General features: G+C 40.4%; 27 protein-coding genes. 17 read left to right on the top strand and 10 right to left on the bottom strand.

Annotated elements, in window-relative coordinates; genetic code table 11:
* Nucleotides 1–364 precede the first annotated feature (364 nt).
* The 6 genes from AVJ20_RS14115 to AVJ20_RS14140 all read left to right on the top strand — a co-directional run bounded on the left by AVJ20_RS14115 (nucleotide 365) and on the right by AVJ20_RS14140 (nucleotide 7,728).
* Nucleotides 365–640, top strand: coding sequence for a hypothetical protein (locus AVJ20_RS14115; protein ID WP_111885676.1), 276 nt, complete (start codon nucleotides 365–367; stop codon nucleotides 638–640).
* 354 nt (nucleotides 641–994) lie between these two features.
* Complete coding sequence (gene pepN / locus AVJ20_RS14120; RefSeq protein WP_111885677.1) at nucleotides 995–3,604, top strand: aminopeptidase N; 2,610 nt, start codon at nucleotides 995–997, stop codon at nucleotides 3,602–3,604.
* A 331-nt stretch (nucleotides 3,605–3,935) separates the two neighbouring features.
* A complete protein-coding gene (locus AVJ20_RS14125) occupies nucleotides 3,936–4,148 on the top strand; it encodes a hypothetical protein (RefSeq protein ID WP_078193638.1) in 213 nt (70 codons plus the stop codon).
* A 224-nt stretch (nucleotides 4,149–4,372) separates the two neighbouring features.
* Nucleotides 4,373–5,149 (top strand): Rossmann-like and DUF2520 domain-containing protein, encoded by a 777-nt coding sequence (locus AVJ20_RS14130; RefSeq protein WP_111885678.1) that lies wholly within the window; start codon nucleotides 4,373–4,375, stop codon nucleotides 5,147–5,149.
* 62 nt (nucleotides 5,150–5,211) lie between these two features.
* The gene (locus AVJ20_RS14135; protein WP_111885679.1) at nucleotides 5,212–5,889 is read left to right on the top strand and encodes a class I SAM-dependent methyltransferase; all 678 of its coding nucleotides are present in this window, start codon (nucleotides 5,212–5,214) and stop codon (nucleotides 5,887–5,889) included.
* Between the two features lie 222 nt (nucleotides 5,890–6,111).
* Entirely contained in the window at nucleotides 6,112–7,728 is a 1,617-nt protein-coding gene (locus AVJ20_RS14140) for a GMC family oxidoreductase (protein WP_111885680.1), read from the top strand.
* 102 nt (nucleotides 7,729–7,830) lie between these two features.
* Here AVJ20_RS14140 and trmB read toward each other — a convergent pair whose 3' ends face one another.
* The 3 genes from trmB to AVJ20_RS14155 form a co-directional block, all read right to left on the bottom strand.
* Complete coding sequence (gene trmB / locus AVJ20_RS14145) at nucleotides 7,831–8,547, bottom strand: tRNA (guanosine(46)-N7)-methyltransferase TrmB (protein ID WP_111885681.1); 717 nt, start codon at nucleotides 8,545–8,547, stop codon at nucleotides 7,831–7,833.
* 174 nt (nucleotides 8,548–8,721) lie between these two features.
* Nucleotides 8,722–10,662 carry an ATP-binding protein gene (locus AVJ20_RS14150; protein WP_111885682.1) on the bottom strand — a complete coding sequence of 647 codons (1,941 nt, stop codon included), beginning with the start codon at nucleotides 10,660–10,662 and terminating at the stop codon, nucleotides 8,722–8,724.
* Nucleotides 10,663–10,951: 289 nt separating this feature from the next.
* Complete coding sequence (locus AVJ20_RS14155; RefSeq protein WP_111885683.1) at nucleotides 10,952–12,394, bottom strand: SulP family inorganic anion transporter; 1,443 nt, start codon at nucleotides 12,392–12,394, stop codon at nucleotides 10,952–10,954.
* 215 nt (nucleotides 12,395–12,609) lie between these two features.
* On the opposite strand from AVJ20_RS14155, the gene AVJ20_RS14160 reads away from it, so the two are divergent.
* A complete protein-coding gene (locus AVJ20_RS14160; protein WP_078188886.1) occupies nucleotides 12,610–13,221 on the top strand; it encodes a glutathione binding-like protein in 612 nt (203 codons plus the stop codon).
* Nucleotides 13,222–13,303: 82 nt separating this feature from the next.
* Here the strand turns inward: AVJ20_RS14160 and AVJ20_RS14165 are convergent, their stop codons facing one another.
* From AVJ20_RS14165 to AVJ20_RS14190, 6 genes are all read right to left on the bottom strand, one after another.
* A complete protein-coding gene (locus AVJ20_RS14165; protein WP_162689775.1) occupies nucleotides 13,304–13,876 on the bottom strand; it encodes a hypothetical protein in 573 nt (190 codons plus the stop codon).
* A gap of 181 nt (nucleotides 13,877–14,057) precedes the next feature.
* The gene (locus AVJ20_RS14170; protein ID WP_111885685.1) at nucleotides 14,058–14,843 is read right to left on the bottom strand and encodes a thiazole synthase; all 786 of its coding nucleotides are present in this window, start codon (nucleotides 14,841–14,843) and stop codon (nucleotides 14,058–14,060) included.
* 12 nt (nucleotides 14,844–14,855) lie between these two features.
* A complete protein-coding gene (gene thiS / locus AVJ20_RS14175) occupies nucleotides 14,856–15,053 on the bottom strand; it encodes a sulfur carrier protein ThiS (RefSeq protein ID WP_111885686.1) in 198 nt (65 codons plus the stop codon).
* A gap of 57 nt (nucleotides 15,054–15,110) precedes the next feature.
* Nucleotides 15,111–15,476 (bottom strand): DUF423 domain-containing protein, encoded by a 366-nt coding sequence (locus AVJ20_RS14180; protein WP_111885687.1) that lies wholly within the window; start codon nucleotides 15,474–15,476, stop codon nucleotides 15,111–15,113.
* Between the two features lie 168 nt (nucleotides 15,477–15,644).
* The gene (rpoH, locus tag AVJ20_RS14185) at nucleotides 15,645–16,514 is read right to left on the bottom strand and encodes an RNA polymerase sigma factor RpoH (protein WP_078188879.1); all 870 of its coding nucleotides are present in this window, start codon (nucleotides 16,512–16,514) and stop codon (nucleotides 15,645–15,647) included.
* A gap of 142 nt (nucleotides 16,515–16,656) precedes the next feature.
* Nucleotides 16,657–16,851: a sulfurtransferase TusA family protein gene (locus tag AVJ20_RS14190; RefSeq protein WP_078189214.1), complete on the bottom strand. Its 195-nt coding sequence runs from the start codon at nucleotides 16,849–16,851 to the stop codon at nucleotides 16,657–16,659.
* A 415-nt stretch (nucleotides 16,852–17,266) separates the two neighbouring features.
* On the opposite strand from AVJ20_RS14190, the gene AVJ20_RS14195 reads away from it, so the two are divergent.
* Both AVJ20_RS14195 and rhlB read left to right on the top strand, forming a co-directional pair.
* Nucleotides 17,267–17,479 (top strand): cold-shock protein, encoded by a 213-nt coding sequence (locus tag AVJ20_RS14195; protein WP_005014923.1) that lies wholly within the window; start codon nucleotides 17,267–17,269, stop codon nucleotides 17,477–17,479.
* A 99-nt stretch (nucleotides 17,480–17,578) separates the two neighbouring features.
* Entirely contained in the window at nucleotides 17,579–18,730 is a 1,152-nt protein-coding gene (gene rhlB, locus AVJ20_RS14200) for an ATP-dependent RNA helicase RhlB (protein ID WP_078193628.1), read from the top strand.
* Between the two features lie 97 nt (nucleotides 18,731–18,827).
* On the opposite strand, the gene AVJ20_RS14205 is transcribed toward rhlB, so the two are convergent.
* Nucleotides 18,828–19,217, bottom strand: a complete 390-nt coding sequence (locus tag AVJ20_RS14205) for a hypothetical protein (RefSeq protein ID WP_078188876.1) — start codon at nucleotides 19,215–19,217, stop codon at nucleotides 18,828–18,830.
* A gap of 212 nt (nucleotides 19,218–19,429) precedes the next feature.
* On the opposite strand from AVJ20_RS14205, the gene AVJ20_RS14210 reads away from it, so the two are divergent.
* The 8 genes from AVJ20_RS14210 (at nucleotide 19,430) to purF (ending at nucleotide 26,583) form a co-directional block, all read left to right on the top strand.
* The gene (locus tag AVJ20_RS14210; protein WP_171525909.1) at nucleotides 19,430–20,020 is read left to right on the top strand and encodes a nitroreductase family protein; all 591 of its coding nucleotides are present in this window, start codon (nucleotides 19,430–19,432) and stop codon (nucleotides 20,018–20,020) included.
* 60 nt (nucleotides 20,021–20,080) lie between these two features.
* The gene (locus AVJ20_RS14215; protein WP_078188874.1) at nucleotides 20,081–21,154 is read left to right on the top strand and encodes an NAD(P)H-dependent glycerol-3-phosphate dehydrogenase; all 1,074 of its coding nucleotides are present in this window, start codon (nucleotides 20,081–20,083) and stop codon (nucleotides 21,152–21,154) included.
* Nucleotides 21,155–21,233: 79 nt separating this feature from the next.
* A complete protein-coding gene (locus AVJ20_RS14220; protein WP_078193626.1) occupies nucleotides 21,234–21,689 on the top strand; it encodes a SixA phosphatase family protein in 456 nt (151 codons plus the stop codon).
* 27 nt (nucleotides 21,690–21,716) lie between these two features.
* Nucleotides 21,717–22,856, top strand: coding sequence for a type II secretion system protein GspL (gspL, locus tag AVJ20_RS14225; protein WP_111885688.1), 1,140 nt, complete (start codon nucleotides 21,717–21,719; stop codon nucleotides 22,854–22,856).
* Nucleotides 22,856–23,335 (top strand): type II secretion system protein GspM, encoded by a 480-nt coding sequence (gspM, locus tag AVJ20_RS14230; protein WP_111885689.1) that lies wholly within the window; start codon nucleotides 22,856–22,858, stop codon nucleotides 23,333–23,335. The genes gspL and gspM overlap by 1 nt, the downstream gene beginning before the upstream one ends.
* Nucleotides 23,336–23,425: 90 nt before the next feature.
* The gene (locus tag AVJ20_RS14235; RefSeq protein WP_078188867.1) at nucleotides 23,426–24,427 is read left to right on the top strand and encodes a quinone-dependent dihydroorotate dehydrogenase; all 1,002 of its coding nucleotides are present in this window, start codon (nucleotides 23,426–23,428) and stop codon (nucleotides 24,425–24,427) included.
* Nucleotides 24,428–24,432: 5 nt separating this feature from the next.
* Complete coding sequence (locus AVJ20_RS14240; protein ID WP_078188866.1) at nucleotides 24,433–25,020, top strand: CvpA family protein; 588 nt, start codon at nucleotides 24,433–24,435, stop codon at nucleotides 25,018–25,020.
* 24 nt (nucleotides 25,021–25,044) lie between these two features.
* On the top strand, nucleotides 25,045–26,583 hold the full coding sequence (gene purF, locus AVJ20_RS14245; RefSeq protein ID WP_078193623.1) for an amidophosphoribosyltransferase: 1,539 nt from the start codon (nucleotides 25,045–25,047) through the stop codon (nucleotides 26,581–26,583).
* Nucleotides 26,584–26,671 lie beyond the last annotated feature (88 nt).

Genomic DNA, 26,671 nt, shown 5'->3' on the forward strand with positions numbered 1-26,671 from the left:
GAAAATAAATTATTAATTTAAAAGTAACAAAATAATATTGATGCGTATGGCTATGTCTAATGAATTCTCAAAATGCTTAAACTGTTGAAAAAGAAACATCTTGGTGCATCGTTTAAACAGAAGTATGCAATCAAATCCAAATTAGAAGACTGAGATTATTTGAGAGCTTAGGTGCTTTTTGGAGGGAATCGTCTAAGCGATTGGATTTTAAAAGTATATTTGTATATATTGAGCTTATAATTCTAATGATCTAGGCTTCTAGAATTGAAACCAAGCGGAATCTAATGAACCTGATACACAGTAAGATTCGGCTTGATTTCTTAAGGTTTTGATCTTTTTTATCCTTTCTTTGTATGGAATGCATATGTCAGACGCACTTAAAAACAGCAATATCACCCGTATGCAATTATATAAGCAGTCACAGGGTACGGTTGGTGCGCTGATTATTGGGCATGATCAAACACTGGAAAAGACGATCGAGTTACTTGGCCTGGCGCAGCAACATCAAGTATCTAAAATTTATGTGGCGGGTACGACGGAAGAAATTCAGCAATTCCTCACCTCAAAAGTCACGGCATTTCAATTTTACTTTGCTGCAGACTATGACAGCGCGCTCGATTTAATTTTCGAAAATCAATAATCCTCTAAGTCTTAAGCAGGAAAGTTTGAGCGCAATAATTTGAACGTACAGATGGATTAAGCACCTGTACTTTCTCTTTCTAGTATATAGGCGCTTTATTTATTTTAGGTAGATAAAAAAATTTGCACATTGTTATAGCTGTACTCAACTCAGGCATTTATTTTGCTTAAACATGGCGAAAATATGTGCCAACCTTTAAATTATTCTATAAAGATGATTGAAAACAACATGCGCTGAGCCCATATATAAATCATTGTAAATGCGAAGACAGCTTATGCATCTTGTCGTATGATCAAGTCATTCACAATGTGTTCAAAAAGCTGATGAAGCAATAACTAAGGAATAGGACGAGATATGAATATTGCGGCAAATCCAGTGGTCGAAGCAGACCAAACTGTTTATTTAAAAGATTATCAAAAACCATCATTTGTCGTAGATAGTATCGATCTAGATATTCAAGTCTTTGATGAGCATACCAATGTAAATGCAAAATTAGTGATGCAGCGTCAAACGGCTGGGGATTTGGTGTTATTGGGTCGTGATTTGGAACTCAAATCAATTCGCTTAAATGGTCAAGTTTTGCCAGCAGATGCCTATGTTGTAGATGCAGAACAACTAGTGATTTCAAATGCACCTGACCAAGCTGTCATTGAAACCGAAGTCGTGATTCATCCTGAAAGCAATACTCAACTCGAAGGTTTATACCAAGCGGCAGGCGATTTATTCGTTACCCAAAACGAGCCTGAAGGCTTCCGTAAAATTACCTATTATCCTGACCGTCCTGATGTGCTATCGGTATTTACCACACGTGTTGAAGCGGATAAAAAATTCCCTGTATTACTTGCCAATGGTAATTTGATTGAAGCGGGTGAAACCGGTGAAGGTCGTCATTATACCGTTTGGCAAGATCCAACCAAAAAACCATCGTATCTTTTTGCTTGTGTGATTGGTGATTTGGCAGTGCTTAAAGACACTTATGTGACGTCTGAAGGTCGTAATGTGGCTTTAGAAATCTATGCAGAAGAAAAAGACATTCCAAAATGTCATATTGCCATGGAAGCTTTAAAACATTCGATGCGTTGGGACGAAGAACATTATGGTCGTCCTTATGACTTAGACAATTATTTGATCGTGGCAACCAGTGCATTTAACATGGGTGCAATGGAAAACAAAGGTTTGAATATTTTCAACACCTCTTGTGTGCTTGCTGATGAAGAATACACCACTGATGCAGCGATCATGCGCGTTCAGTCTGTGATTGCACATGAATACTTCCATAACTGGACAGGTAACCGTATTACCTGTCGTGATTGGTTCCAACTATGCTTAAAAGAAGGTTTGACGGTATTCCGTGATCAGTCGTTCTCAGAAGATTTACAATCTGCTGCGGTACAACGAATCGATGATGTTGCTGTGTTAAAAGCACATCAGTTCCCAGAAGATTCAGGCCCGCTTTCACATCCACCGCGTCCAGATCATTTTGTTGAAATTAATAACTTCTATACCGCAACAGTGTACGAAAAAGGTGCGGAAATTAACCGCATGATGGCAACACTTTTGGGCAAAGAAAAATTCCGCGCAGGTACAGACGAATATTTCAAACGCCATGATGGTCAAGCCGTGACTGTTGAAGATTGGGTAGCAGCACTAACAGCGGGATCAGGTGTAGATTTATCGAGTTTCTTGATTTGGTATAACCAACCGGGTACACCAAAACTTGAAGCAAAAGGTGAGTACGATGCTGCAAATCAAACCTATACTTTAAGCTTGAAACAAAGCTTAAAAGCGCATCCGAAATATCCAAATTTAAAAGCTGTGCCTATTCCTGTGGCTTTGGCATTGTTTGATGCGACGAGTGGTGAACAGTTAGTTCTCAGCTCAGATGCATTGGTTGAAAATGGCATCAAAGATGGCGTGTATTTATTTGATACCGATACTGCAACGATTACATTTAGCGGTGTAAAAACCCAGCCTGTTGTGTCTTTACTGCGTAACTTCTCTGCACCCGTTAATCTTGAATTTAACTATTCAGATGAAGAGCTTGCATTCCTGATGCAGTACGAGCCGAATGGTTTTAACCAATGGCAAGCCAGCCAAACCTTGTTAGAACGTATTTTGTTAAATGGCCATGATGCCGACATCTATGTTCAAGCTATTCAAAATACATTACCAGCATTGGTTGAGCGTGATCCACTACTTGCTTCACGTTTATTCGATGTACCGACAGAGGGTTATTTAGGTAGCCGTATTGATGCCGACTACAGTCCTGCCCAAGTGCAAGAACAGCGTGAAGCACTTTTAAGTCGTGTGGCACGTGAGTTAGGTGCTTTCTTTAAAGAGACTTATGCAACTTTAGACCCAGATGCGCAGAAAGAATTTTCACAAGCTATGGGTGTTCGTGCATTGAAAAACATTATGTTGAGCATGATGGCACGTCAAGGCGATGCATCCGTATTTGAATTGGCCTATGAACAATTCAGCTCAACAGGCAATATGTCTGAACGTCTTGGTGCTTTAAAAGTATTGGTTTGGAATGATGCACCACAAGCACAGCAAGCTTTAGAAACCTTCTATACACGCTTTAAAAATGAAGCATTGTCGATGGACCAATGGTTTATGTTGCAAGCGGCACATCCGAAAGCAACTGCGGAAACCATTAAGGCACTGACTGCTCATCCTGACTATGACTTGAAAGTACCGAACCGTATTCGTGCGGTTACTGGTGGCTTAAATAGCAATCCTGTCAATACTTGGAGCTTTGGTGTGCAGCATATTGTTGAATTAGCAAAATTCCTCGATGAGAAAAATCCAATTGTCGGTTCACGTTTACTGCAAATTTTGTCCCGTTGGTACACGTTGGCAGAGCCGCAGCGTAGTGAAGTTAAAGCCGAACTTGAAGCGCTTAAACCTGTCGTGAAATCGAAGAATGTATCAGAAACCTTAAATAGCATGTTAAGTGTTTAATCATTCAACCTCTCTGTACGATTGATTTGAGTTAAATCAGTCGTACTGAAATGAGCCTGTTGCCATGGCTATGGCAGCAGGCTTTTTTATATCCAGTCTTTTTATCTAATCTTTAGTTAGAATTGAAAATCAATCATGTTTATATGACTGAAACTCAAAAATTTTCTCTGAGAATTTATTAAAATTACATAATAATTGCAACATAAATCACATAATAGCGTTACAATAAAATAGGTCTAACACATGAATGACTGTATGCGGTAATGCATCCAAGTTTATGAATGTTTAGATTTTTTATCTATTTTATTATGTGGGATTTTTGAGGCGGGTCATGTTAGTTAAGGTTGATGAAGGTTTTTATTTAAACTCACATCATATTATTGCAATTCGAATTAATAGAGATTTGCTTGATACCTTTGTTGTTTCGGTAGAATACACACCCAACAGTGTGCAAAACACAGGTGTATTTGAAAAGAAATTCAATGCGCGCCGAGATGCAGAACAATACCTACAGACACTGAATCAAATTATTGGTAAATCGTAAAAGCTCAAATGCATATCGTGGATATTGTCTAGATTGAAAGCGATATGATATGAATTACACTCAGATTGACGTCTAGCAAAAGGGATGAAGCGCATCCCTTTTTGTCTTATCTGAGCGAAACTGATGTAAAGAATTGAAAATAAATCATTCTATCAATACGACTCGATTTGCACGTCCAATATTTTCCTGACATGCTGTAGCCATCCAAAATGAGTTAGAACTATATGCGAATCAGTATTGTGGGTGCAGGTCGTGTTGCACATCATTTGCTCAATGTGCTTCATCCACAACATCACATTGTGCAAGTTTATGCGCGAAATCTTGATAATGCAGAAAAACTTGCAGCAAGAGTAGGTGCAGAAGCTATTCATACCCCAAGTGAGTTGAATGCTGAGATTGATCTTTTGATCATTGCGGTGAGCGACCAATCGATTGCAACCGTTATTCAGCAAGTGAAAGCTTATTTGCCACAAGTTTTGATTGTGCATACGTCAGGTAGCACCAATATCACGGTACTGACCCAACAGCATTCGCGAGCAGGGGTGTTTTATCCTTTACAAACCTTTAGTTTAGATCGAGATGTGGACTGGATGTCGACACCGATCTTTGTAGAAGCGGCCGACTCTGCAGATTTGACGACACTTACAGATTTAGCAAACAGCATTAGCCAAAGGGTTTATCAATATGATTCGGCACAGCGCTTGAGTTTGCATCTCGCTGCGGTGTTTGCCTGTAATTTTAGTAATTATTGTTATGACATGGCAAAGCAGATTGTCGATGCAAAACACGTCGATTTTAGCTTACTTTATCCTTTGATTTCAGAGACAGCCAATAAAGCTACTCAGGCTGAACCACGTAACATGCAAACAGGTCCTGCCATGCGTGGGGATCAAAATATCATGCAAATGCACGCCCATATGCTTGAGCAAGCTGATCAAGTCGATCTGAAAGCGGTCTATGAAATGTTGAGTCAGCAGATTTTTGAGCATCATCAGAAATAAACAATCCATAAAGAACAATGAATATTTATTAGCTTAGACATACATGTCAAACAGGATGTTACATGGCAAAAGATTTTAATAGCCCACAAGTGGTCGAAAGTTATGATGCACATATACGAAAATTAATTCCCGGCTATGAACTTGTCCATCAACAAATTCAGGCGGTGTTGAATTGCCATGTCGCTGAAGATGCCCATGTACTGATCATTGGATGTGGGACGGGCTATGAATTGGGTTATCTCATAGCCTTGAATCCAACATGGTCATTTACCGTTACAGAATTGTCTGAAAACATGCTGAATCAAACACGGCAACGCGTTGAAGCCGCTGGACAGTTGCATCGCGTTAATTTTGTTTTGGGCAGTCATACTGCTTTTGAGCAGTTGAGTTGTTTCGATGCGGTGCTGAGTATCTTGGTGACGCATTTCATTGCGTTGCCAGAGAAAACGAATTTTTTAGCAAAAGCATTTGAACTGCTTAAACCGCAGGGCATTTTTTTAAGTTTTGATTTGATGCAAACTCATTCGAATTTTGAGCAGCGTGTCCTGCCTGAATTTTGCCAAATGCAAGGTTTATCTGCTGCGCAAGCGACAAAAATGATGCAGCGTTTAGAAGATGATTTTGAACTGATTAGCCAGCAGCACTATCAAAGCTTACTGACGGAAATAGGCTTTGATCAAATTTATTGTTTCAGTCAAATCTTTAGCTATGCGGCTTACTGTGCTTTTAAATGTCGATAAATTAAAAAAATAATAGAGTCCAAGATTGGGCGTATCAAGTTCATTGATCATTTTCACCGATATTTTTGCTACCTTGCATGAGTGAAACTTGCATCATAATTTTGATCATTAGTTTCATCCTTCTTGCACAGTAGCACGCTTACAATTTTAAAAAAGAAACTTTTCAGTCAGCGTTAAATCCCTTATTGTGCATTTATAAAAAGAATCAATTGGATGAAAATAATGTCAAAAATGGAATTTGATTACATTGTGATTGGTGGCGGAAGTGCGGGATGCGTACTGGCTGCACGCCTCAGTGAAGATCCAAATATATCTGTGTGCTTGCTAGAAGCAGGTGGACAAGGTGATCAGTGGACGGTCAATATTCCAGCTGCATGCGTGGTGAGCTTGCCGACCAAAATCAATAATTGGGCTTTTGAAACTGTGCCACAAGCTGGCTTGAATGGTCGTAAAGGCTATCAACCACGTGGAAAATGCCTTGGTGGTTCATCGAGTATTAATGCCATGATTTATATTCGTGGACATAAAAATGACTATGATCAATGGGCGGCACAGGGAAATACTGGCTGGTCATACGACGAGGTCTTGCCCTATTTTATTCGCTCGGAAAATAACAACCGAATACACAATGAATTTCACGGTAATGACGGCCCTCTTTCCGTCACAGATGTACAAAGCGATAATATTTTCCATCAACGCTATACCGAAGCGGCTCGTGCACAAGGTCATAAAGTCCTTGATGATTTTAATGGTGCAGAACAAGAAGGCTTAGGGGTTTATCAAGTTACGCATATCAATGGAGAGCGTTGTAGTGTGGCGCGTGCTTATTTGTTTCCGCATTTAAACCGACCAAATTTAACTGTATTGACCAAAGCCACAACACATAAAATCATTATAGAAGATAAAGTGGCCAAAGGTGTTGAAGTACAACATGCAGGGCAAATGAAACACCTAAAAGCCAGACGGGAGGTTTTACTCAGTGCCGGAGCGATGCAGTCACCGCAGATTTTAATGTTGTCTGGAGTAGGCGACCAGAGCGAACTCCAAGCGCATGGCATTGAAGTGAAACACCATTTACCGGGTGTAGGAAAGAACTTCCACGACCATCCCGATTTCATTTTTGGTTATCAAGTCAAAGAATACCAAGGCACATTTGGCATGTCTTTACCCGGCTCAATTGATATGTTCAAGCAGTTCAGTCGCTATCGTAAGGAACGAAGGGGTATGATTGCTTCAAATTTTGCAGAATGTGGCGGTTTTCTAAAGTCTTCACCCGATTTAGCGATACCAAATTTGCAATTACACTTTGTCGTGGCGTTAGTAGATGACCATGCACGGAAATTTCATACAAGCCATGGTTTATCGTGTCATGTGTGTCTGCTCAATCCAAGAAGTCGCGGCACGATCAAACTAAGTGGTTCCAGTGTCAATGATCCATTATTGATTGATCCAAACTTTTTAGGGGATGAGCAGGATTTAGAAGATTTGGTACAAGGCTTTAAGTTGACGCAGCAGTTAATGATGTCGCCGTCTTTATCGAGTCATTATCAGCAAGATTTATTTACCTCACTGGTCAAAACGGATGATGATATACGTGCAATCTTACGTCAGCGTGTGGATACGGTTTATCACCCTGTCGGTAGTTGTAAGATGGGCGTAGATGAGATGTCTGTGGTTGACCCTGAATTGAAAGTCTACGGCATTCAAAGCCTTCGTTTCGTCGATGCATCTATCATGCCTTCTGTGGTAAATGGCAATACCAATGCACCGACAGTGATGATTGCTGAAAAAGCCGTGGATATGATTCGACAAAGTCAGCTCCAATCACAAGTAGCTTAGATGTAAGCCGTTTTTATATGATTTGATACAACACAGAAAAATCTTAGGTCAAAAACAGCAATAAAAAACACCGCTAACGGTGTTTTTTATTTCATTCAAAAATTAATTTACTTTTTTGAAGATGAAGTCATTAATTTTATGGCCTGCTTCAATTCCGCGACGTTCAAACTTAGTTTGCGGACGCCAGTCTGGACGAGGGTAGCTATTGCCTTTACCTGCAAGGTTTTCAAGACGTGGACGTTCTTCAAGTACTTCGATCATCCATTCAGCATACGGTTCCCAGTCAGTCGCTGAGTGGAATGTACCGCCGATTTCTAATTTTTCTTCAACCAATGGCATACGGTCATGAGATACAAAACGACGTTTGAAATGACGTTTCTTCTGCCATGGATCTGGGAAGTATAATTGCACAGTGTTAATACTGTTATCTGGCATTTCACGTAGCACTTGGATGGCATCAGCATCTAATACTCGAAGGTTAGTTAACCCTGCAAAACCTGCTTCATAAACACATTGAGCGATACCCGGAACATGTACTTCAATACCGACAAAGTTACGTTCAGGGTTTGCTTTTGCCATTAGTACCAAAGAACGCCCCATACCAAAACCGATCTCAACAGTTAATGGGCGTTCAGGGTGTTCAAAATGCTGACGCAAATCCCCAACAGGATATTCCAAAATTAGATGACCATATTGTTCCAGCGCAGTACGTTGCGAAGTATTAAGTGGCGCAGAGCGGCGCATAAACGTCACGATTTCACGGTGTTCGTTCAGGTTATCCAGATCTACTGCGTGCTGGTCTAATTGATCGTTCGACATAACTTTGGCAAATGTAAAAAATTCGAATGCCGTATTTTAAGTCCTGAGATACACAAGTCAAATTTTTACCGTGAATAAATCCGCTTTTTGCTCAATCTTACCGATTGGAGCCGTGCTGAGCATTTGCCATGTACAGTCAAATGCTCAGCTCAAAAGTCATGAATTAACATTAATCTAGGCTGTTTTTTCATCAAGATCTTCACTGTCAGCACCATCAAGCTTAAACGGTAAAATGGCCTCAAGAACGGTACAACCCGGCTGTGACTGTATTTTAAATTCACCACCGATACGATGGATTCGTGTTTGCATACTATGTAGACCAACATGTAGACCTTGTTCAACATCATTAGGGTCGAAGCCGATACCATTATCTTCAATACGTAATATCAGTTGAGTCTCTGTTTCGAACAAACTGACTTGAACTTTGCTAGCCCGACTATGCTTTAAAATGTTGGTCAGGGTTTCTTCTGCGACACGAGTCAAATTGAGACATTGTGTCGCAGAAGGTGAGTGAATCCATTCGGCAGCAATTTTCCAGCTCGAGCTCATGTCTAATTCTTCAAAGAGCTGTACAAAGCGATGGCGAATCGGTGCCGCCCATTCGATCGGGGTGTCTGGAACTTTCGTTCCTATACTCGAACCTGAATCGATGACTTGTCTTAAATCATTTCGGAACAGTTTAAGCATCGACATGATTTGTGGTTTTTCAATTTTGTCATTTTGTTCTAACAGTAAAATTGAACGGACAATTGATCCGCCTAAACCATCATGTAAGTCATGAGATAAATGAATTCGTTCTTGAAGTCGTGCATTTTCAAGCGCGAGTTGATGTTGTTGACCAAGTGAGGTAGCGAGTTTCAGTTCAGCTCGTTGTACATTTTCAGTTAAGGTCTTATTAAAACGCTCAATTTGACGGGTGTGTCGAGCTAAACGCAAAGCCAGTACGCCGCCCAAAACGAGGGTGGTTAGTGGGCCAGTATATGGTGAGAGCGCATGGCCTTCCATGGTCATCATAAAGTGCGCATCATGTACCGCAATTGGTAAATAAATCAGATACAGCGTTGCAAGCAAATAGGTTTCAGCCATTTTGGCTTTATAGGCTAAATATGGGTAGCTAATACATTTGGCCATAAAGACCAAAACAAAGAAGCTAAAACAAATTTGGATGACGGTCTTTAAATAAGCCTCTGGCGCAAAGCCTATACAGAGAGCGGCGATGGTGGCAAGACTTAATAATAGTTTCTGAATTTTTGGAAATGGGTGGTTTGCAAAATACCATGCACCAATACAGCCAAAAACCGTATAAAAGCAGAAAATTATATTTTGTAGGCGGTCGACCTGTATGGTGGTTAGAAATGCAATTGGCCCATTAAAAATAATACACAGGCTATAAAACACCCAACACATACCAGTGATGGTTAACCATAAGTAAGCTCTTTCATTACGATTGGCGAGCCATGCTAAAAAAAAGAACACAGCTACGACGAAATTAATCATCGTATTGAGTTCGACTAATTGTCGTTGTTCGAGTAACCAAATTTTAAAGGTATCATAGACTTGCTGGTATTCCCCAATTTGAACTGAGCTGAGTCCTGATTTTTGGGTCACCGAACCATACACTTGTACCCAAATGGTATTTACACCTTGCTTTAAACTCGAGCTAGGCAAGTTCAATAGTCTAGGTTGATGTTGGCTTCGTGAAAAATGTTCTGTTGAAATATAATCTTGCCAAAGTAGGGCATCGTTGATATAAACCCGTCCACTTTGGGTGATGCCTTGTATAGCGATAGCAATGGGTTGATTTAACTGATGGAGGTCACAGTTCAACTTAAATTGGATTTTGTACCAAGCGATACCATGATAGTCCGGCCAACGTTTATTCCATGTGTCTGGAAGCTTTTGCAGATTTTGCCAACCTGTACGTGGGCGCTCTTGCTCGACAGCGCTTTTAGCTGTGGCAATATGGGTAATTTCAACAGGACAATGACTGCTTGAGATCTGAGGGGTGGAATTGGCAAAAGTGGGTATAGCAATACAACATAGCAGGCAAAATAGAATCGCTAAGACCAGCAGCCGATTTGCTTGAATGCAGTGTCGTGACCAAAACCATACCATCAAAATCCCCCCAATTTTGTGTATCCACAATTTAAAAAAATAAATAGAAAGTCACATAAAATCTTTATTTTATTTTTGATAGTTATAATTTTATGAGATGAATTATACAGTTAAATCGAATGAATGGTGAATTTTTCTCTTTTTTATAGCCTTAGTATTTTATGTAATGTCATTACAAATGAGACTTTGATTATTGAAACCCTTTGCTATATACATCCTGAATAGGGTTTCAATAGGTCACACTTTATTGAAAATTGATTGGATTCAAAGTGAATATTTCAAAAATCCATTAGTCACTGACACGGTCGAGTAAAGTGCTACTTGCTTCATTTAAGCCAAAAACCTCTACTTGAATCTGTCTTGATTCAAATTTTTGCACGACATTCTTCAAAATATTAACGGAAGTAATATCCCAAATATGTGCATGACTCAGATCAATTCGAACATGACTAACCCTCTCCTGAAAATCAAAAAATTGATAAAAACTCTCAGAGCTACTAAAGAAAATTTGCCCATAGACCGTGTAACTACGGACTTTGTCTTTAAGTTCTGATGTGACTTTTACCGAACTTTCTAGTTGATTGATAATAAACAACGCAGAGAGGAGCACACCAACCAATACGCCAAGCGCCAAGTTATGTGTTACAAGCACCACGATCACCACAGCAATCATCACGACATTAAAAGACATTGGATGCTTTGAAAATTGCTTGACGGAATTCCACTGGAAAGTAGTGAATGACACCATGACCATAATCGCGACTAAGGCCGCCATTGGGACATAAGCCAACCATTCTTTTAAGAACACCACCAAACACAACAAAAATACACCTGCAACCAAAGTGGAAAGGCGAGTTCGCGCGCCAGAACTAACATTAATAATCGACTGCCCAATCATGGCACATCCAGCCATGCCGCCCATAAAGCCACTGACTATATTGGCAATCCCTTGACCACGACATTCCTGATGACGATCACCTTCAGTTCCAGTGACTTCATTGATCACTGTCGTGGTCATCATGGTTTCTAATAGGCCAACTGTTGCAAGGGTGATGGAATAAGGGAAAATAATCGTGAAGGTTTCAAGATTGAAAGGAATTTCAGGAATCAAGAAAATAGGTAGAGTCTCTGGAAACTTACCCAAATCACTTACAGTACGCAGGTCTGCACCTAAAAATAATGCCAAGCCACTGAGGACAATAATGCAAATCAGCGGTGATGGAATGGCTTTGCCAATTTTAGGTAGATATGGAAACAGATAAATAATTGCAAGTCCTAAAAGCATAAAGACATAGCCAAAACTATCCATTTTTGACATTTCAGGTAGCTGTGCGACAAAAATCAAAATCGCGAGTGCATTTAAAAAACCATACACCACTGACTGCGAGACGAAGCGCATAAGTTTTGCGACTTTAAAATAGCCAGCAATGATCTGAATCACACCAGTCAAAACCGTGGCAGCCAAAAGGTATTGCAAACCATGATCTTTGACCAACGTGATCATAAGTAAGGCCATCGCACCCGTAGCAGCTGAAATCATTGCTGTACGACCACCAAAAAAGGCAATGGTGACGGCAATACAAAACGAAGCGTACAAACCAACCTGAGGGTCAACCCCAGCAATAGCTGAAAAGGCGATGGATTCTGGAATCAACGCAAGTCCAACCACCAAGCCAGCGAGTACATCAGTACGAATATTGGAAAACCATTGTTCTTTTTTAAGTTGTAACACGGTAACTTTTCATCAAATCTTAAACGCGGCTATGTTAAAACAACTGAGTATAAAAATGCATAACACTGTGACTTGAAATCTTCTTAAATATGGATAATAGTCAATGAGTATATGTGTTTCAGCATTTACGCTTTTTTGCAATTTACAGGTTTGATCACTTGAAAGTTTGACAGAAGAGATTTAAAACATTGAATAGTACATAACAAGGATCAGATATGAAGCTTTATTATTCTCCAGGTGCATGTTCATTAGCATCACATATAATTTTAAATGAAATTAATGTCGATTTTGATTTGGTCCGTGTTGACCTAAAAAACCATAAAACAGAAAAAGGGGTAGATTATTACGAGATCAACCCAAAAGGTTATGTACCTGCATTAGAAATTAATCCAGGTTTGATCCTGACCGAGAATGTGGCCATTTTACCGTTCCTTGCACAGCATGATCCAAAACAAGACTTAATTCCGCCATCAGGTTTAGGTCGTGCCAAAGTTTTAGAATGGCTTGGCTATTTGAACTCAGAATTACATGATGCTTATGCCGTATTCTTTGGTGCACCACTAGATGCAGACGCTAAAGAAAAAGCTTATGCAGAAATTGATCGTTTATTGACATACATCGATAAAGCGATTGGTGAATCGGATAACGACTATTTGGTCGATGATAACTTTGGCCCAGCAGATGCTTATCTCTTTGTACTGACAAATTGGTCAAATGGCATCGGTCATGATTTAACGCCATATAAAAATATCATTGCATTACGCAACAAAGTTGCAGAGCGCCAATCAGTTCAAATTGCGATGCGAGATGAAGGTTTAATTCCTTAAGTTGTGTATTCAAATTGAATTAAAAAAGACCGCCGAAATTGGCGGTTTTTTTATTGCTAGATTGGCATTGCTCAGGTTTAACTTAGTACTCGAACTGTGTATAGAAATCATCAAAGTTAATATTTTTAAGCGTCAGTTGTTGTGGTGCTTTGAAGGTTGACCATTTGGTTTGAGTTTTGGCATCTTCAAACATATTGCCGCCTACAATTTCCTTACGTTTTAAGGTCGAAAAATTATAGCTTTTCGATGTTTCTTCACCAGAAGCTCGGTGAAAGTTATTGTAGTCAAAACCAATCAGATCAAAGCGTTGATTTTGCCAACGGAAGGTATAACTATGTCGGGGCCATTCCCAGCCACCACAAGCCATAAAATAACTAAAATGAACGAGTAAATTGCCTTTACTGATTTGGATGTCTTCTGCTTCAGCAAGTGGATCAAGTAAGCATGAATTCGGTTGCTGAGCGACTGGGATACTGTTGTTTTCTACGATACGTTGATATCCCTTTGCGGTTTTAAAAAATACGATGAGTTGTCGTGGATGGTTATGAACGACTTTGCCATCGTCATCATAGGTCACCACATCGACTTTTTGTTTTTCCACGATCATCGCAATATCTGGCATTTGATCTTTGTTTAGGTCGCCAGTCGTAGCCATCAAAATGTCCCAACCTTGAGGCGCGAGTGATTTGGCTGTGCTGGGCACTTGGGCAGACAGCCAACTAGATGCGACACAAAGACTCAAAGTACAAAATATATGGGATATTTTCATTATTATCAGGTTTTCAAAATCAAAAAAAGGACTCAATAGAGTCCTCTTTTATACCGTGAATGAGTTCTTATTTAAAGAAGTAGCCGGTTTCAGGTGAACTGGCATTTGCCATGCGTTTACGTGGCATACGTCCTGCAAGGAATGCTTCACGACCGGCTTCAACTGCTTTTTTCATCGCTGAAGCCATCAGAACAGGGTTTTGTGCAGCTGCAATTGCTGTATTCATTAATACGCCATCACAGCCCAATTCCATCGCTATCGCTGCATCACTTGCTGTACCTACACCCGCATCGACCAAGACAGGCACTTTGGCATTGTCTTTAATGATCGAAATAGTATGTGGGTTGAGAATGCCTAAACCTGAGCCAATGAGACTACCTAAAGGCATAATCGCTACACAGCCCATGCTTTCCAGTTCTTGTGCCACAATCGGGTCATCTGAGGTATAAACCATGATTTCAAAGCCATCGTCAATCAATGTACGTGCAGCTTTTAAAGTCTCGGTAATATTTGGATATAAGGTTTTCTCATCGCCTAAAACCTCAAGTTTAACCAGATTGTGACCATCTAAGAGTTCACGCGCCAACATACAAGTACGGACCGCGCTGTTCGCATCGAAACAACCTGCTGTATTTGGCAAAATCGTATATTTTTCAGGTGGAACTACAGAAAGCAAGTTCGGCTGGTCTGGATGCTGACCAATATTCACACGGCGAATGGCAACGGTCACAATTTCAGCACCACTGGCTTGAATGGCCTGGTCAGTTTCCGTTAAGTCCTTGTACTTACCTGTACCAACTAAAAGTCGTGAATTAAATGTACGTGAACCAATGATTAGGGGTGTATCTTCCATGGGAGCTCCATTTTAGCCGCCACCTACGGCATGAATAATTTCAATATGATCTTGCTCTGCAATTGGGGTTTGTTCCAATTTACTTTTCGAGATGATCATTTCATTTTTTTCAACAGCGAAGCGTTTGCCTTCCAGTTGTAATTGTTGAACCAATTGCAAGAGGTTGACACATTCGGTTTGTGTAGCTTCGCCGTTTAAATAGATTTGCATTTGTGGATTCCGTTCTTGCTGCCTTACCTATTGAATAAGGCCAAAATCTGTGGTTAATTATTTTGCGTATTTAAATGCATTCCAGGCCAATATGAGCCATCCAGCAATCATCAACGCTCCACCAATTGGAGTAATGGCACCGAGACTGCGTGGTAAACCTAGAGCCATCACATATAAAGAACCACAGAAGAAGAAAATACCAATTTGTATAAGTAGGAAACTGGCTTTTATTGGAAGTTGGGGAATGACTTTGGATAAGATCGCGAGGGCAAGTAAGCCCAGTGCATGATAAAAGAAATAGTCCGTTGCAGTTTGCCACCAAGCCAATTGGGCTTCAGTCGCGCGAGCTTTTAATCCGTGTGCACCAAAGGCACCAAGCATTACAGCAAAAGCTAAGTTAAGTGCGGAAATGGCAATCCACATGTGCATTCACCTTAACAAAATTTGCGCATAACCATAGCATATTTAGCACGCAGGGTTAAAGCAAAAATGCCCAAAGTTTTTGTGTTGTAGCTTGTCATTCAATACTATTCAGACATAAAAAAGAGCATCGAAATGCTCTTTTTAAGAATGACTGGAAAAGCCTTCAACTTAGTTTGAGGACATTGCGACTTTAATTTTTTCCATCGCATTTTTTTCCAACTGACGAATACGTTCAGCAGATACATTATATTCCGCCGCCAATTCATGCAGCGTCGACTTTTCGTCATCTAACCAGCGACGTTGTAAGATGTTACGTGAACGGTCATCCAACTGATCCATGGCTTCATGTAAAGCTGAAGTGCTTTGTTCTTCGTAATCTTCATCTTCCGCTAAACGCGCAGGGTCGTAACGGTTATCTTCGAGATAAAGGGCAGGAGCGACATGGGTCGAACCTTCATCGTCATCATCACCTTGAGCTTCAAAGGCAGCATCATAAGCTGTTAAACGGCCTTCCATTTCCAAGACTTGTTCAGGTGTTACATTTAAGTCATTGGCAATCGACTGTGCTTCAGCCAAAGTTAATTTTTTAGAGGACTTTTTTAAGCTACGTAAATTAAAGAATAATTTACGCTGTGCTTTAGTGGTCGCAATTTTGACAATACGCCAGTTACGAATCACATATTCATGAATTTCTGCTTTAATCCAATGCACAGCAAAAGATACAAGACGTACGCCCATGTTTGGGTCAAAACGTTTTACCGCTTTCATTAAGCCCAAGTTACCTTCTTGAATCAGGTCACCTTGTGGCAAACCGTAGCCTGCATAGCTACGTGCGATATGCACAACAAAACGAAGATGCGACATCACCAGCATCTTAGCTGCGTCTAAATCTTGGTCATAATAATAACGTTCGGCCAGCTCTTTTTCTTGTTCGGCCGATAAAATTGGAATCTGATTAACAGTACTAATATAAGCACCAAGATTCACCCCAGGTGCCGATAATGACAGGGGCATCAATTGATTGCTGCTGTCACTCATGTTTTCTCCTTGAGAATTAAAATGGGTAAGCCCAATAACTAAGATTCATCTTAATCCAATATTTCCGTAAATTATGGAAAATTGGGTATAGAAATGTAAACTTTTATTCAATTATGAAGCAATTTAGTTTAACTGAATCTTTTTAAGATTCAATTAAGTAATGAAACTCAGAATCGGAAATTTTGCGCATTTCACAGTTTAACTGATGTATTTGACAGTATCGTGATACATCTTGTTGGCTGTGCGGATCGGATGACTTTAACAATAAAGATTGGTCTGGACTTTTCTTTAAAGCTTTTTTGAGCATCAATAGTGGCATCGGGCAGGGTTTACCCATTGCATCTACAGTTAAAAGCGAATTTTGGCTGTCATTCACGAAGCAGATCCAACATGTTTACATTTCAATGGAAATATTAGCAAATACAGTGCCAAATCCCAACCTAAAATAGGTAAAAATCCTTTGTGATTTATAACTCAAACGATGTGAAAAAATAAGAATATTCAAAAGGAAAATAGATCAAAAAAATCTATTAATTGCGGTAAACCCGTGTTAAGCTCGTTGCGTTGTTAAGATTTTTGTTGGCTGTGAAGCCTCTTAACTCTTGATATATTTGGATGTAACCGGGATTTTGTTGATAGTTTTACAGAATGATTACAAGCTTAGAAATAAAAATATTTTTTTTAACCTTGTTTGGTCTGCTGTTTGCAACACCGGGTGGTCCTTCTTTTTTAAATACGATAAGGATTAACTTATGACAGCTCGTGAACAAGGCGTTGTTAAATGGTTCAACGACACTAAAGGCTTTGGCTTTATTCAACGTAACGGCGGCGACGACGTATTCGTTCATTTCCGCGCAATTATGGGCGAAGGCCACCGTTCACTTCGTGACGGCCAACGCGTAGAATTCAGCGTTGTTAAAGGTCAAAAAGGCTTCCAAGCTGAAGAAGTACAACCTTTAGACTAATCGTCTGAATGTACTCGAAAACGCTCCAATGTAAATTGGGGCGTTTTTTGTTTATAATGCTTCAGCAATTTTGTGATTATTCAATTAGGGCACATCTATATGTCATCAGGTTTTGAAACCTTAAATTTACATCCGAACCTTAAAAAAGCCATTGATGCTTTGGGTTTTAAGGATATGACGCCTATTCAGCAAAAGGTTTTAAAATTTACATTGGCTGGACATGACGCTATTGGTCGTGCTCAAACTGGTACTGGGAAGACTGCGGCTTTCTTGGTCAGTGTGATCAATGACTTGTTGAATAATCCAATTAAAGAACAGCGTTATCGTGGTGAACCGCGTGCATTGATTCTTGCACCAACGCGCGAACTTGCTTTGCAAATTGAAAGTGATGCAAAAGATTTAGTGAAATACACTGATCTCAATGTCATGACTTTGCTCGGTGGGGTAGATTTTGATAAGCAAAAAAATCTATTAAATCGTAATTTTGTCGACATTATGGTTGCAACCCCAGGTCGCTTAATTGACTTTGTGGAACAAAAAGAAGTTTGGCTCGATCAAATTGAATTTTTAGTGATCGATGAAGCTGACCGTCTTTTAGATATGGGCTTTATTCCTTCAGTGAAACGTATCGTGCGCTTTTCACCACGTAAAGAACAACGACAAACTTTGATGTTCTCTGCAACATTTAGTTATGACGTTTTAAATTTGGCACAGCAATGGTTGTTTGAACCAGTAACTGTTGAAATTGAACCTGAGAAAAAAACCAATGCAGATGTAGAGCAACGTGTCTACATGGTGGCGAAGTCTGATAAATATAAATTGCTGGAAGACATCTTACGTGATGAACCAATTGAAAAAGTTATGATCTTTGCCAATCGTCGTGATCAAGTGCGTAAACTTTATGATCATCTCAAAAAAGACGGTTATAAAGTGGTGATGTTGTCAGGTGAAATCGCTCAAGATAAGCGTTTGAAAATGCTTGATCAGTTCAAAAATGGTCAACATAACATCATGATTGCAACAGACGTTGCGGGTCGTGGTATCCATGTGGATGGCGTGTCTCATGTCGTGAACTTCACACTTCCTGAACAGTCTGATGATTATGTACACCGTATTGGTCGTACAGGTCGTGCGGGTACTCGTGGTGTGAGTATTAGTTTCTTGTCTGAAGATGATGCTTTTTCACTGCCTGAAATTGAAAAAGCCATTGGTCAAAAATTACCTTTAACCCGTTTAGACGGCTATTGCTAATTTTGCTTCTAAAAAGCCTGCAGATTTGCAGGCTTTTTATTTCATTTCGACTATTTCATTTTGAATTAATGGCAAAACAAAATCACAGACTAGCGTTTTAGTTTGCACGGCAACTAAAGGTTAGTACGGTTTGGTAATCATCATCTTTGCTGATGCTACCGCTATTTCCAGTAATGGTGCCAAGTACGCCAGCCGCCGCCTGAATCATTTGACCTGTCTTTTCATCGACCACGCCTTTTAACACACCGTTGTATTCTTGCTTTTCATCCACGACGACAGGGGTCGCATTTTTACCACAGGTACTATTTGCAGCTGCAATTGCATTATTTTTTGCCGCTAAACTGGTTTTACCTACGGCAGTCACTTCATATTGATTATTTGGTTTTTGAATCGCTAAGGATTTTGTTGGTGTAGATGTACATGCAGCTAAAAGCACAGTTGCGCTTAGCGTGCTAACAATGGCAACAGTTTTGTTGAATTTTTTCATGCGGTGCCCCGAGTTAGAAACAATTTGATTTATTTGAACATAAAATTTCTTATAGAACAGGGAGCTGCTGTACAAGTTATGCGGTTTTTTTATAGTAAATCTGTGAATAAAGCTGACTTAACAAATAAGCACCGAGTCTGATGTAAACATTCTAGAGTAAGTTATTGAGAATATGCTAATCTTGAGCAAACGTTTTAAAGTACAGTGTATAGATGTCAATTCTAAAATCAGCAGTTGATACAGTTCATCAAAATATTCATCAGCGTCAGTCGATTGGTCATTTAATTGAACCTGCGCCGAATGCTGAGCAATTGGAAAATGCGTTTCAAGCCGCTTTAACGGCGCCAGATCATCATCGTCTTAAGCCTACGCGTTTCGTGATTATTCCTGAAACTGAACGTGAAGCATTTGGTGAGTTGCTTTCACATGCTTTAGCCGATACTGGACAAACAGAAGAAGCGCAGTTGGAACGTGTGAAACACCATCCATTTCGTGCGCCACTATTGGTTTTGGCTTTAACTCAATTACAAGATCATCCCAAAGTTCCGCATTTCGAACAAATTTTAAGTTCAGGCGCAGCAGTACAAAACTTTTTGCTCTCTTTACAAGCACAGGGCTTTTCAACCATGTGGCGTAGTGGGGCGGTGGTTGAATCTAAATTGTTTAAACAAGCCTTAGGCTTAACGGAAAACGATTTGATTTCAGGCATTATTTATATCGGTACAGCTGTGAAAGCAATTCCACCTCGTGCTGAAATACAGTCTGCTGACTTTGTAAGCCATTGGCATAAAGCAAACCAATAAAAGTGAAAAATAGATCGATTGATGAAGTTCGATCAGTAAAGAAATTAGGATAAAAGAACAATGTCAGAACTTGATTTTGCAAGTCTTGTTAGCCCTGTGTCAGTTGACCAAAAAACTGCACTACGTGTTACGGTGTTGGGTGGTGGGAGTTTTGGTACTGCGATGGCCAATACTGCAGTACGTAATGGCTGTGACACCATGATATGGATTCGTGATGAGGCGGTGGCTGCGGATATCAATGCAACACATATCAATAAACGTTACTTGCCAGATTTTCAATTAGAAGCCGGTTTGCTCGCTGTTTCAGATTTAGAAAAAGCAGTATGTAATCGTGACATTATTTTGGTGGCCATTCCGAGCCATTCTTTCCGTAGTGTTTTACAGCAGATCAAGCCTTTTATCACCTCACAAGCAGTGGTGTCTTTGACCAAAGGTATTGAAGCCAATACCTTTAGTTTTATGAGCGATATTATTCGTGAAGAACTTCCTGAAGTCCCTTATGGTGTGCTTTCAGGGCCAAACTTGGCGAAGGAAATTGTTGCAGGACAACCAGCAGGAACAGTGATCGCAAGCCAATCTGAGCTGGTTCGTTATGCAGTTCAACAAGCGCTACACAGTGCGTTGTTCCGTGTATTTGCAAGTGATGATGTGCATGGCGTGGAATTGGGTGGTGCACTGAAAAATATCTATGCAGTCGCGATGGGTCTAGCTGCAGCTTATGGTGTCGGTGAAAATACCAAGAGCATGATTTTGACACGTGCTTTGGCAGAAATGAGCCGATTTGCAGTGAAATTGGGTGCGAACCCATTAACATTCCTAGGTTTATCTGGTGTCGGTGATTTATTTGCAACTTGTAGTAGTCCGCTCAGCCGTAATTACCAAGTCGGCTTTGCACTCGGTAGTGGTAAAAGCTTAGAACAAGCGACCAAAGAACTGGGACAAACTGCGGAAGGGATTAATACCATTGTGCAAGTACGTGCACGCTCTGAAGAGCTCGGTGTATATATGCCAATTACCAGTGCATTGTACGAGGTGATTTTTGAAGGTGCTCCAGCACTGAATATTGCATTGTCATTGATGAAAAATGGCCATCGTAGTGATGTTGAATTTGTCTTGCCACATCAGCAAGTTTAAGTTTGCTGATTAATATGCAATACACATAGCTTTGTCATACTGGCTGTATATAATGTGCGGAATAGAATAAGGAAATTTTATGCAACTGACATTGGTTAGGCATGGCGAAGCTGCTCCGCCAGTAATGGGGAATGATGAAAAGCGTCCTTTAACAGCGCGCGGACAAACTCAAGCGGCAGAAACTGCAGCATATTTGAAAGATATAATTCAACCAGACGTTTTTGTGGTGAGTCCGCTACTGCGTGCGCAGCAAACACTTTCATCTTTGCAAAAACATTTTCCACATGTGCCTGTGGTTATTTGTAATGCCATCAAACCGGAAGATGATGCCAAAGTTGCAGTGGAATGGTTGTCACATTTACCGTATGAGTCTATTGTGGTGGTGTGCCATATGAACGTTGTGGCACATATGGCCAGTGTTTTGGTCTCAGAATATTTTAATCCCTATGCTTTGGCAGAAGCGCGCATTTATGAACAAGCGGTCATTGCTCCAGGGTTATCAACACAAATTAAAACGTTTATACCATCAACATAAAAACCAATTAAAACGGCAGAAAAATTAATGTTGTATTTATGGATGCCCGACACCAATGGGGTTTGGCAATGGTCAGAAGGGGATTTCTGGAAGCAGTCATCGACACTTGAACAATTGATTCAGGAAATTCAGCCACATGCGGGAAAGGACGCGGTTGTTTTCTTTCCAAGTCGTGATGTACAAATCATTCAGCAAAATTTTCCAAAAAACCAATATAAAAAACTTGGCCCAGACGGCGTAAAATATTTACTTGAGGAATATGTCATTTTGCCTTTGGATGCAATGAAAGTATTGCATCATTTTCAAAGTCCGGATGAATTAACGGTCATGGGGATTGCGCATAGTACAGTTGAAACGATGCAGCATGCTTTGACGCTAATTCCTGTAAAAGTCATTTCGTTATTACCTGACTTTTTGGTCTTGCCAAGCCCAGAAGCTGGGCAACATGTTTTGGCAAATGTCAGCGGTCATTTATTGGTCCGAAATAGTGAATATGTCGGTCAGTCTGTTGATGATTTGGCATTGTACTTAGATTATCAAATTGGTCAGCCGAACTATAAGATTTCAAATCTAAGTTCAGATCAGACGCATAGTCTTGAAGCCGCTGTAACGCATGATCACATTGAATCGTTTCATTATGAACTACCCAATATAAAAAAACCGAAACAACATCCACTCAATGTTTTGCCGAAAGCCAAAGCCAATAATGGTGTGAGTGGCTATTGGAAAGCATGTGCAGCAGTTTTGGTCGCGGCTGTAATTACACAGTTTAGCTATGATGCAGTTCGTTGGTATCAATACAAAAAAGTGGCCAATATCACTGCGGCACAAGCGATTGATCAGTTTAAATATTGGTTTGGGCAAAGCTATCCTGTGACTGAACAAACGCTGAAAAGCCAGTTCGAATCACAATTGCGTCAGAGTCAAACGGGCAATGCACTGGCTTTGTCTTTACTGAGCCGTGTCGGGCCAGTTTTAATGCAAAACCAAATTTCTGCAAATCGTGTCAGCTATGAAGCCTCGATGCTGAATATGGAGTTAAAAGCTAATTCGGCAGAAGTACTACAAACCCTAACCAATCAATTAAAACAACAAGGTTTTAAAGTCGAATTAGGGAATATTCAACCAAGTGCCAACGGCGCGATTGGATTGGTGAAAATACAATAATGATAAAAATGGAAAACCTACAGCAACGTATAGATGGGCAAATTGAGCGCATCACTGATTATTTAGACCAACTTTCTACTCGTGAACGAGTCATGGTGATCTTTACCACAATTTTTGTTGTAGGGGCAGCGATTGGTTCGGCACTGTTTTATATGAACAAAGCTGCAAATTTTCAACAAAAGCGCGTGAATGAACTCAAAGATACTGTTGTTTGGATGCAAAGTAATGCCGTCACGATGAAACCAGCAGGTGATACACAACTGAGCGCGTTGGAAAAAGTTCAGCGTGTATCGCAACAACAGGGTTTATCCGTGGCATCTCAACAAGTCGGTGAGCAAATACAGATTGCAGTGATGCATGAAAATTATGCAATTCTGGCCAATTTTTTGACTCAATTGGTTCAAATGGGCTTAAGTATTGAAAAGATGGAGTTAAGTTCTGAAGCGGGACAGGTCAAATTAACAGCGAGTGTACAATAATCGGTAAAAATAAAGATCTGCTAAGCATGGTGTTTTATTTGTGCTGTGCCTATAATATGCCGACTTAAAAAGCAGTAGACTTTTATAGATATGTTGTATTCTCTAGCCCGCCCTTTGTTGTTTACTTTAGCACCAGAGCGTGCACATGAGCTGACATTATCGCTGTTGAAATCTTCTCACAAGATGGGAATGATGCGTCAAAACGTGGCGTCTAAACCAGTAACATGTATGGGAATCGAATTTCCGAATCCTGTTGGTTTAGCAGCCGGTCTTGATAAAAACGGTGCTTATATCGATGCGCTGGCGAGCCAGGGCTTCGGCTTTATTGAAATTGGTACAATTACACCACTTCCACAATCAGGGAACCCTGAACCTCGTTTATTTCGTTTACCGAAAGCAAAAGCCATTATTAACCGTATGGGTTTTAACAACGATGGCGTGGATCAGCTGATCGAAAATGTCAAAGCTGCAAAATTTAAGGGTGTACTTGGGATCAATATCGGTAAAAATGCAGTCACACCTGTTGAAAAAGCAGTTGACGATTATCTGATTTGTCTAGAAAAAGTTTATAACTACGCTTCTTATATTACCGTTAATATTTCATCTCCTAACACAAAAAATCTTCGCAGCTTACAAAGCGGTGATGCTTTGACTGAACTGTTAGAGACGCTCAAGAAACGTCAACTCGAGTTGGCGGATGAAAATCAACATTATGTACCTTTAGTACTTAAAGTTGCACCAGATCTAGAACCTGAAGACATTAATTTTATTGCACAACAATTGTTAAAATTTAAAATTGATGGTCTGATTGTCACCAATACGACTTTGTCACGTGAAGGTGTTGAAGGCCTTCCATTTGGTGATGAAGCTGGTGGTCTATCCGGTGCGCCAGTCTTTGAAAAAAGTACGGCATGTTTGGCGGCTTTTGCTAAAGTATTAAATGGTCAAATTCCATTGATCGGTGTGGGTGGTATTTTGTCGGGCGCAGATGCTGTTGCGAAACAAAAAGCAGGAGCAAGCCTTGTACAAGTGTATAGTGGCCTCATATATACAGGTCCGACACTTGTAAAAGACTGCGTAGACGCATTGTAAATATCATGAATACCATTGATATCTTTATACTGATTATTTTGCTCATTGGAGGGCTTAACGGTTTGCGTCAAGGATTTGTAAAAGCCTTTGCGAACTTCATTGGATGGATTCTTGCACTTGTCATTGCGGCAAAGTATGCAACCGTCCTTGCACCTTCGATGACATCTTTAAGTACAGATCCAGTGGTACAGAAGATTGCCGCGTTCGCATTTATTGTATTGTTGATTGTAGTCATGACTTGGGTCGCTACATGGTTATTGAACAGTATTTTGAAAACATTAAAACTCGGTCCGTTAAATCGACTGGCAGGTGGTGTTTTTGGAAGCTTAAAAGGATTGTTGGTGGTGCTGATCACTATGCAGGGGCTAGGTCCTTGGGTAGAAAGTTCACCACATTGGAAACAATCTAAAATGGTTCAGTCATTATTGCCATATGCGCCTTGGGCAACCGAATTGTCCAAAGATGCTGCAAATCAAGCACTTCATCATATTCAGTCTGAAGATGCTCAGAAATCTTCAGACCTACCATCTGAGTCGCAGAACAAGCACGGACGTTCTGGATCGGGTGAGTCAACAAATAATCCTTTTTATTAACCCTAGCTTGTCTGCGAGGTTGCTATGTGTGGAGTAGTTGGTATAGCTGGTAAATCACCTGTTAACCAAATGTTGTTTGATGCGTTAACGATGTTACAACATCGTGGACAGGATGCAGCCGGGATCGTAACTTGTCAGGATGGTCGTTTATTCCTGCGTAAAGATACGGGTATGGTGCGTGATGTGTTCCACACACGTCATATGCGTGCATTACAGGGTAATTATGGTATTGGCCATGTTCGTTACCCAACTGCTGGTTCTTCAAGCAGTGCTGAAGCTCAGCCATTCTATGTAAACTCACCTTATGGCATCACGCTTGCACATAATGGTAACTTAACTAATGCTGCTGAAATTCATGATGACTTGTTCAAGACTGACTTACGTCATATGAACACCGATTCAGACTCAGAAGTATTATTAAACGTATTTGCTCACGAATTGCAAAAACGCGCAAAACTTACACCAAGCGCTGAAGATGTATTCCACGTGGTTTCACGTGTGCATGAACGTTGCAAAGGTGGTTATGCGGTTGTTGCTATGATCACCGGTCAGGGCCTTGTGGGTTTTCGTGATCCAAATGGTATTCGTCCATTGATCTACGGTTCGCGTGAGACTGAAAATGGTATGGAATATATCATTGCGTCTGAATCTGTCGCAATTACAGCGCTCGGCTTTAAGGTTGAACGTGATATTGCACCGGGTGAAGCAATTTATATTACTGCTGATGGTGTGATGTCGACTAAGCAGTGTGCAGTAGCCCCTGAATATCGTCCTTGTATCTTTGAATACGTATATTTTGCGCGTCCAGATGCGACTATTGATGGTATTTCAGTTTACAAAGCACGTTTGAAAATGGGCGAAAAACTTGCTCAGAAAATTCTACGTGAATGGGGCGATGAGCACGATATCGATGTCGTGATCCCAATTCCTGATACTTCACGTACTTCGGCGCTAGAGCTTGCAAATACTTTAGGTGTGAAATTCCGTGAAGGCTTCATGAAGAACCGTTATATCGGTCGTACCTTCATTATGCCGGGTCAGCAACTTCGTAAGAAATCTGTGCGTCAAAAGCTTAACCCTGTAGAGCTAGAGTTCCAAGGCAAAAACGTACTATTGGTTGATGACTCGATTGTTCGTGGTACAACTTGTAACGAAATCATTCAAATGGCGCGTGATGCGGGTGCGAAAAAAGTATTCTTTGCGTCTGCTGCACCGATGGTGAAATATCCAAACGTGTACGGGATTGATATGCCAGCCAAATCTGAACTGATTGCGTCAGAACGTAGCGTTGAAGAAATTCGTGAAATTATTGGTGCTGATCGCCTAATTTTCCAAGACTTGGAAGATCTAAAATCTGCAGTACGCACCAAGAAAGTCCCTGAGTTACAAGACTTTGATTGCTCGGTATTTGATGGTAAATATGTGGCAGGTGGTATTGATGCTGAATATTTGGCAGCATTAGAGCGTAAGCGTAATGACTCTGCAAAAAATGAAAAGCCAGCTTATATCGATGTTAACATTGATGCAGCTTCTGTGGATTTAACAGGTGTTCGCGAAGAATAATCTGCTGAAAACACACTGAAAAAGCGGGAATTTCCCGCTTTTTTCATTTATGATGAGCAAACAAAAGACAATGTAGCTTAAGGGTATT

Origin of the sequence: Acinetobacter sp. CFCC 11171 (genome assembly GCF_003268405.1) — a bacterium.
GTDB lineage: Bacteria > Pseudomonadota > Gammaproteobacteria > Pseudomonadales > Moraxellaceae > Acinetobacter > Acinetobacter amyesii.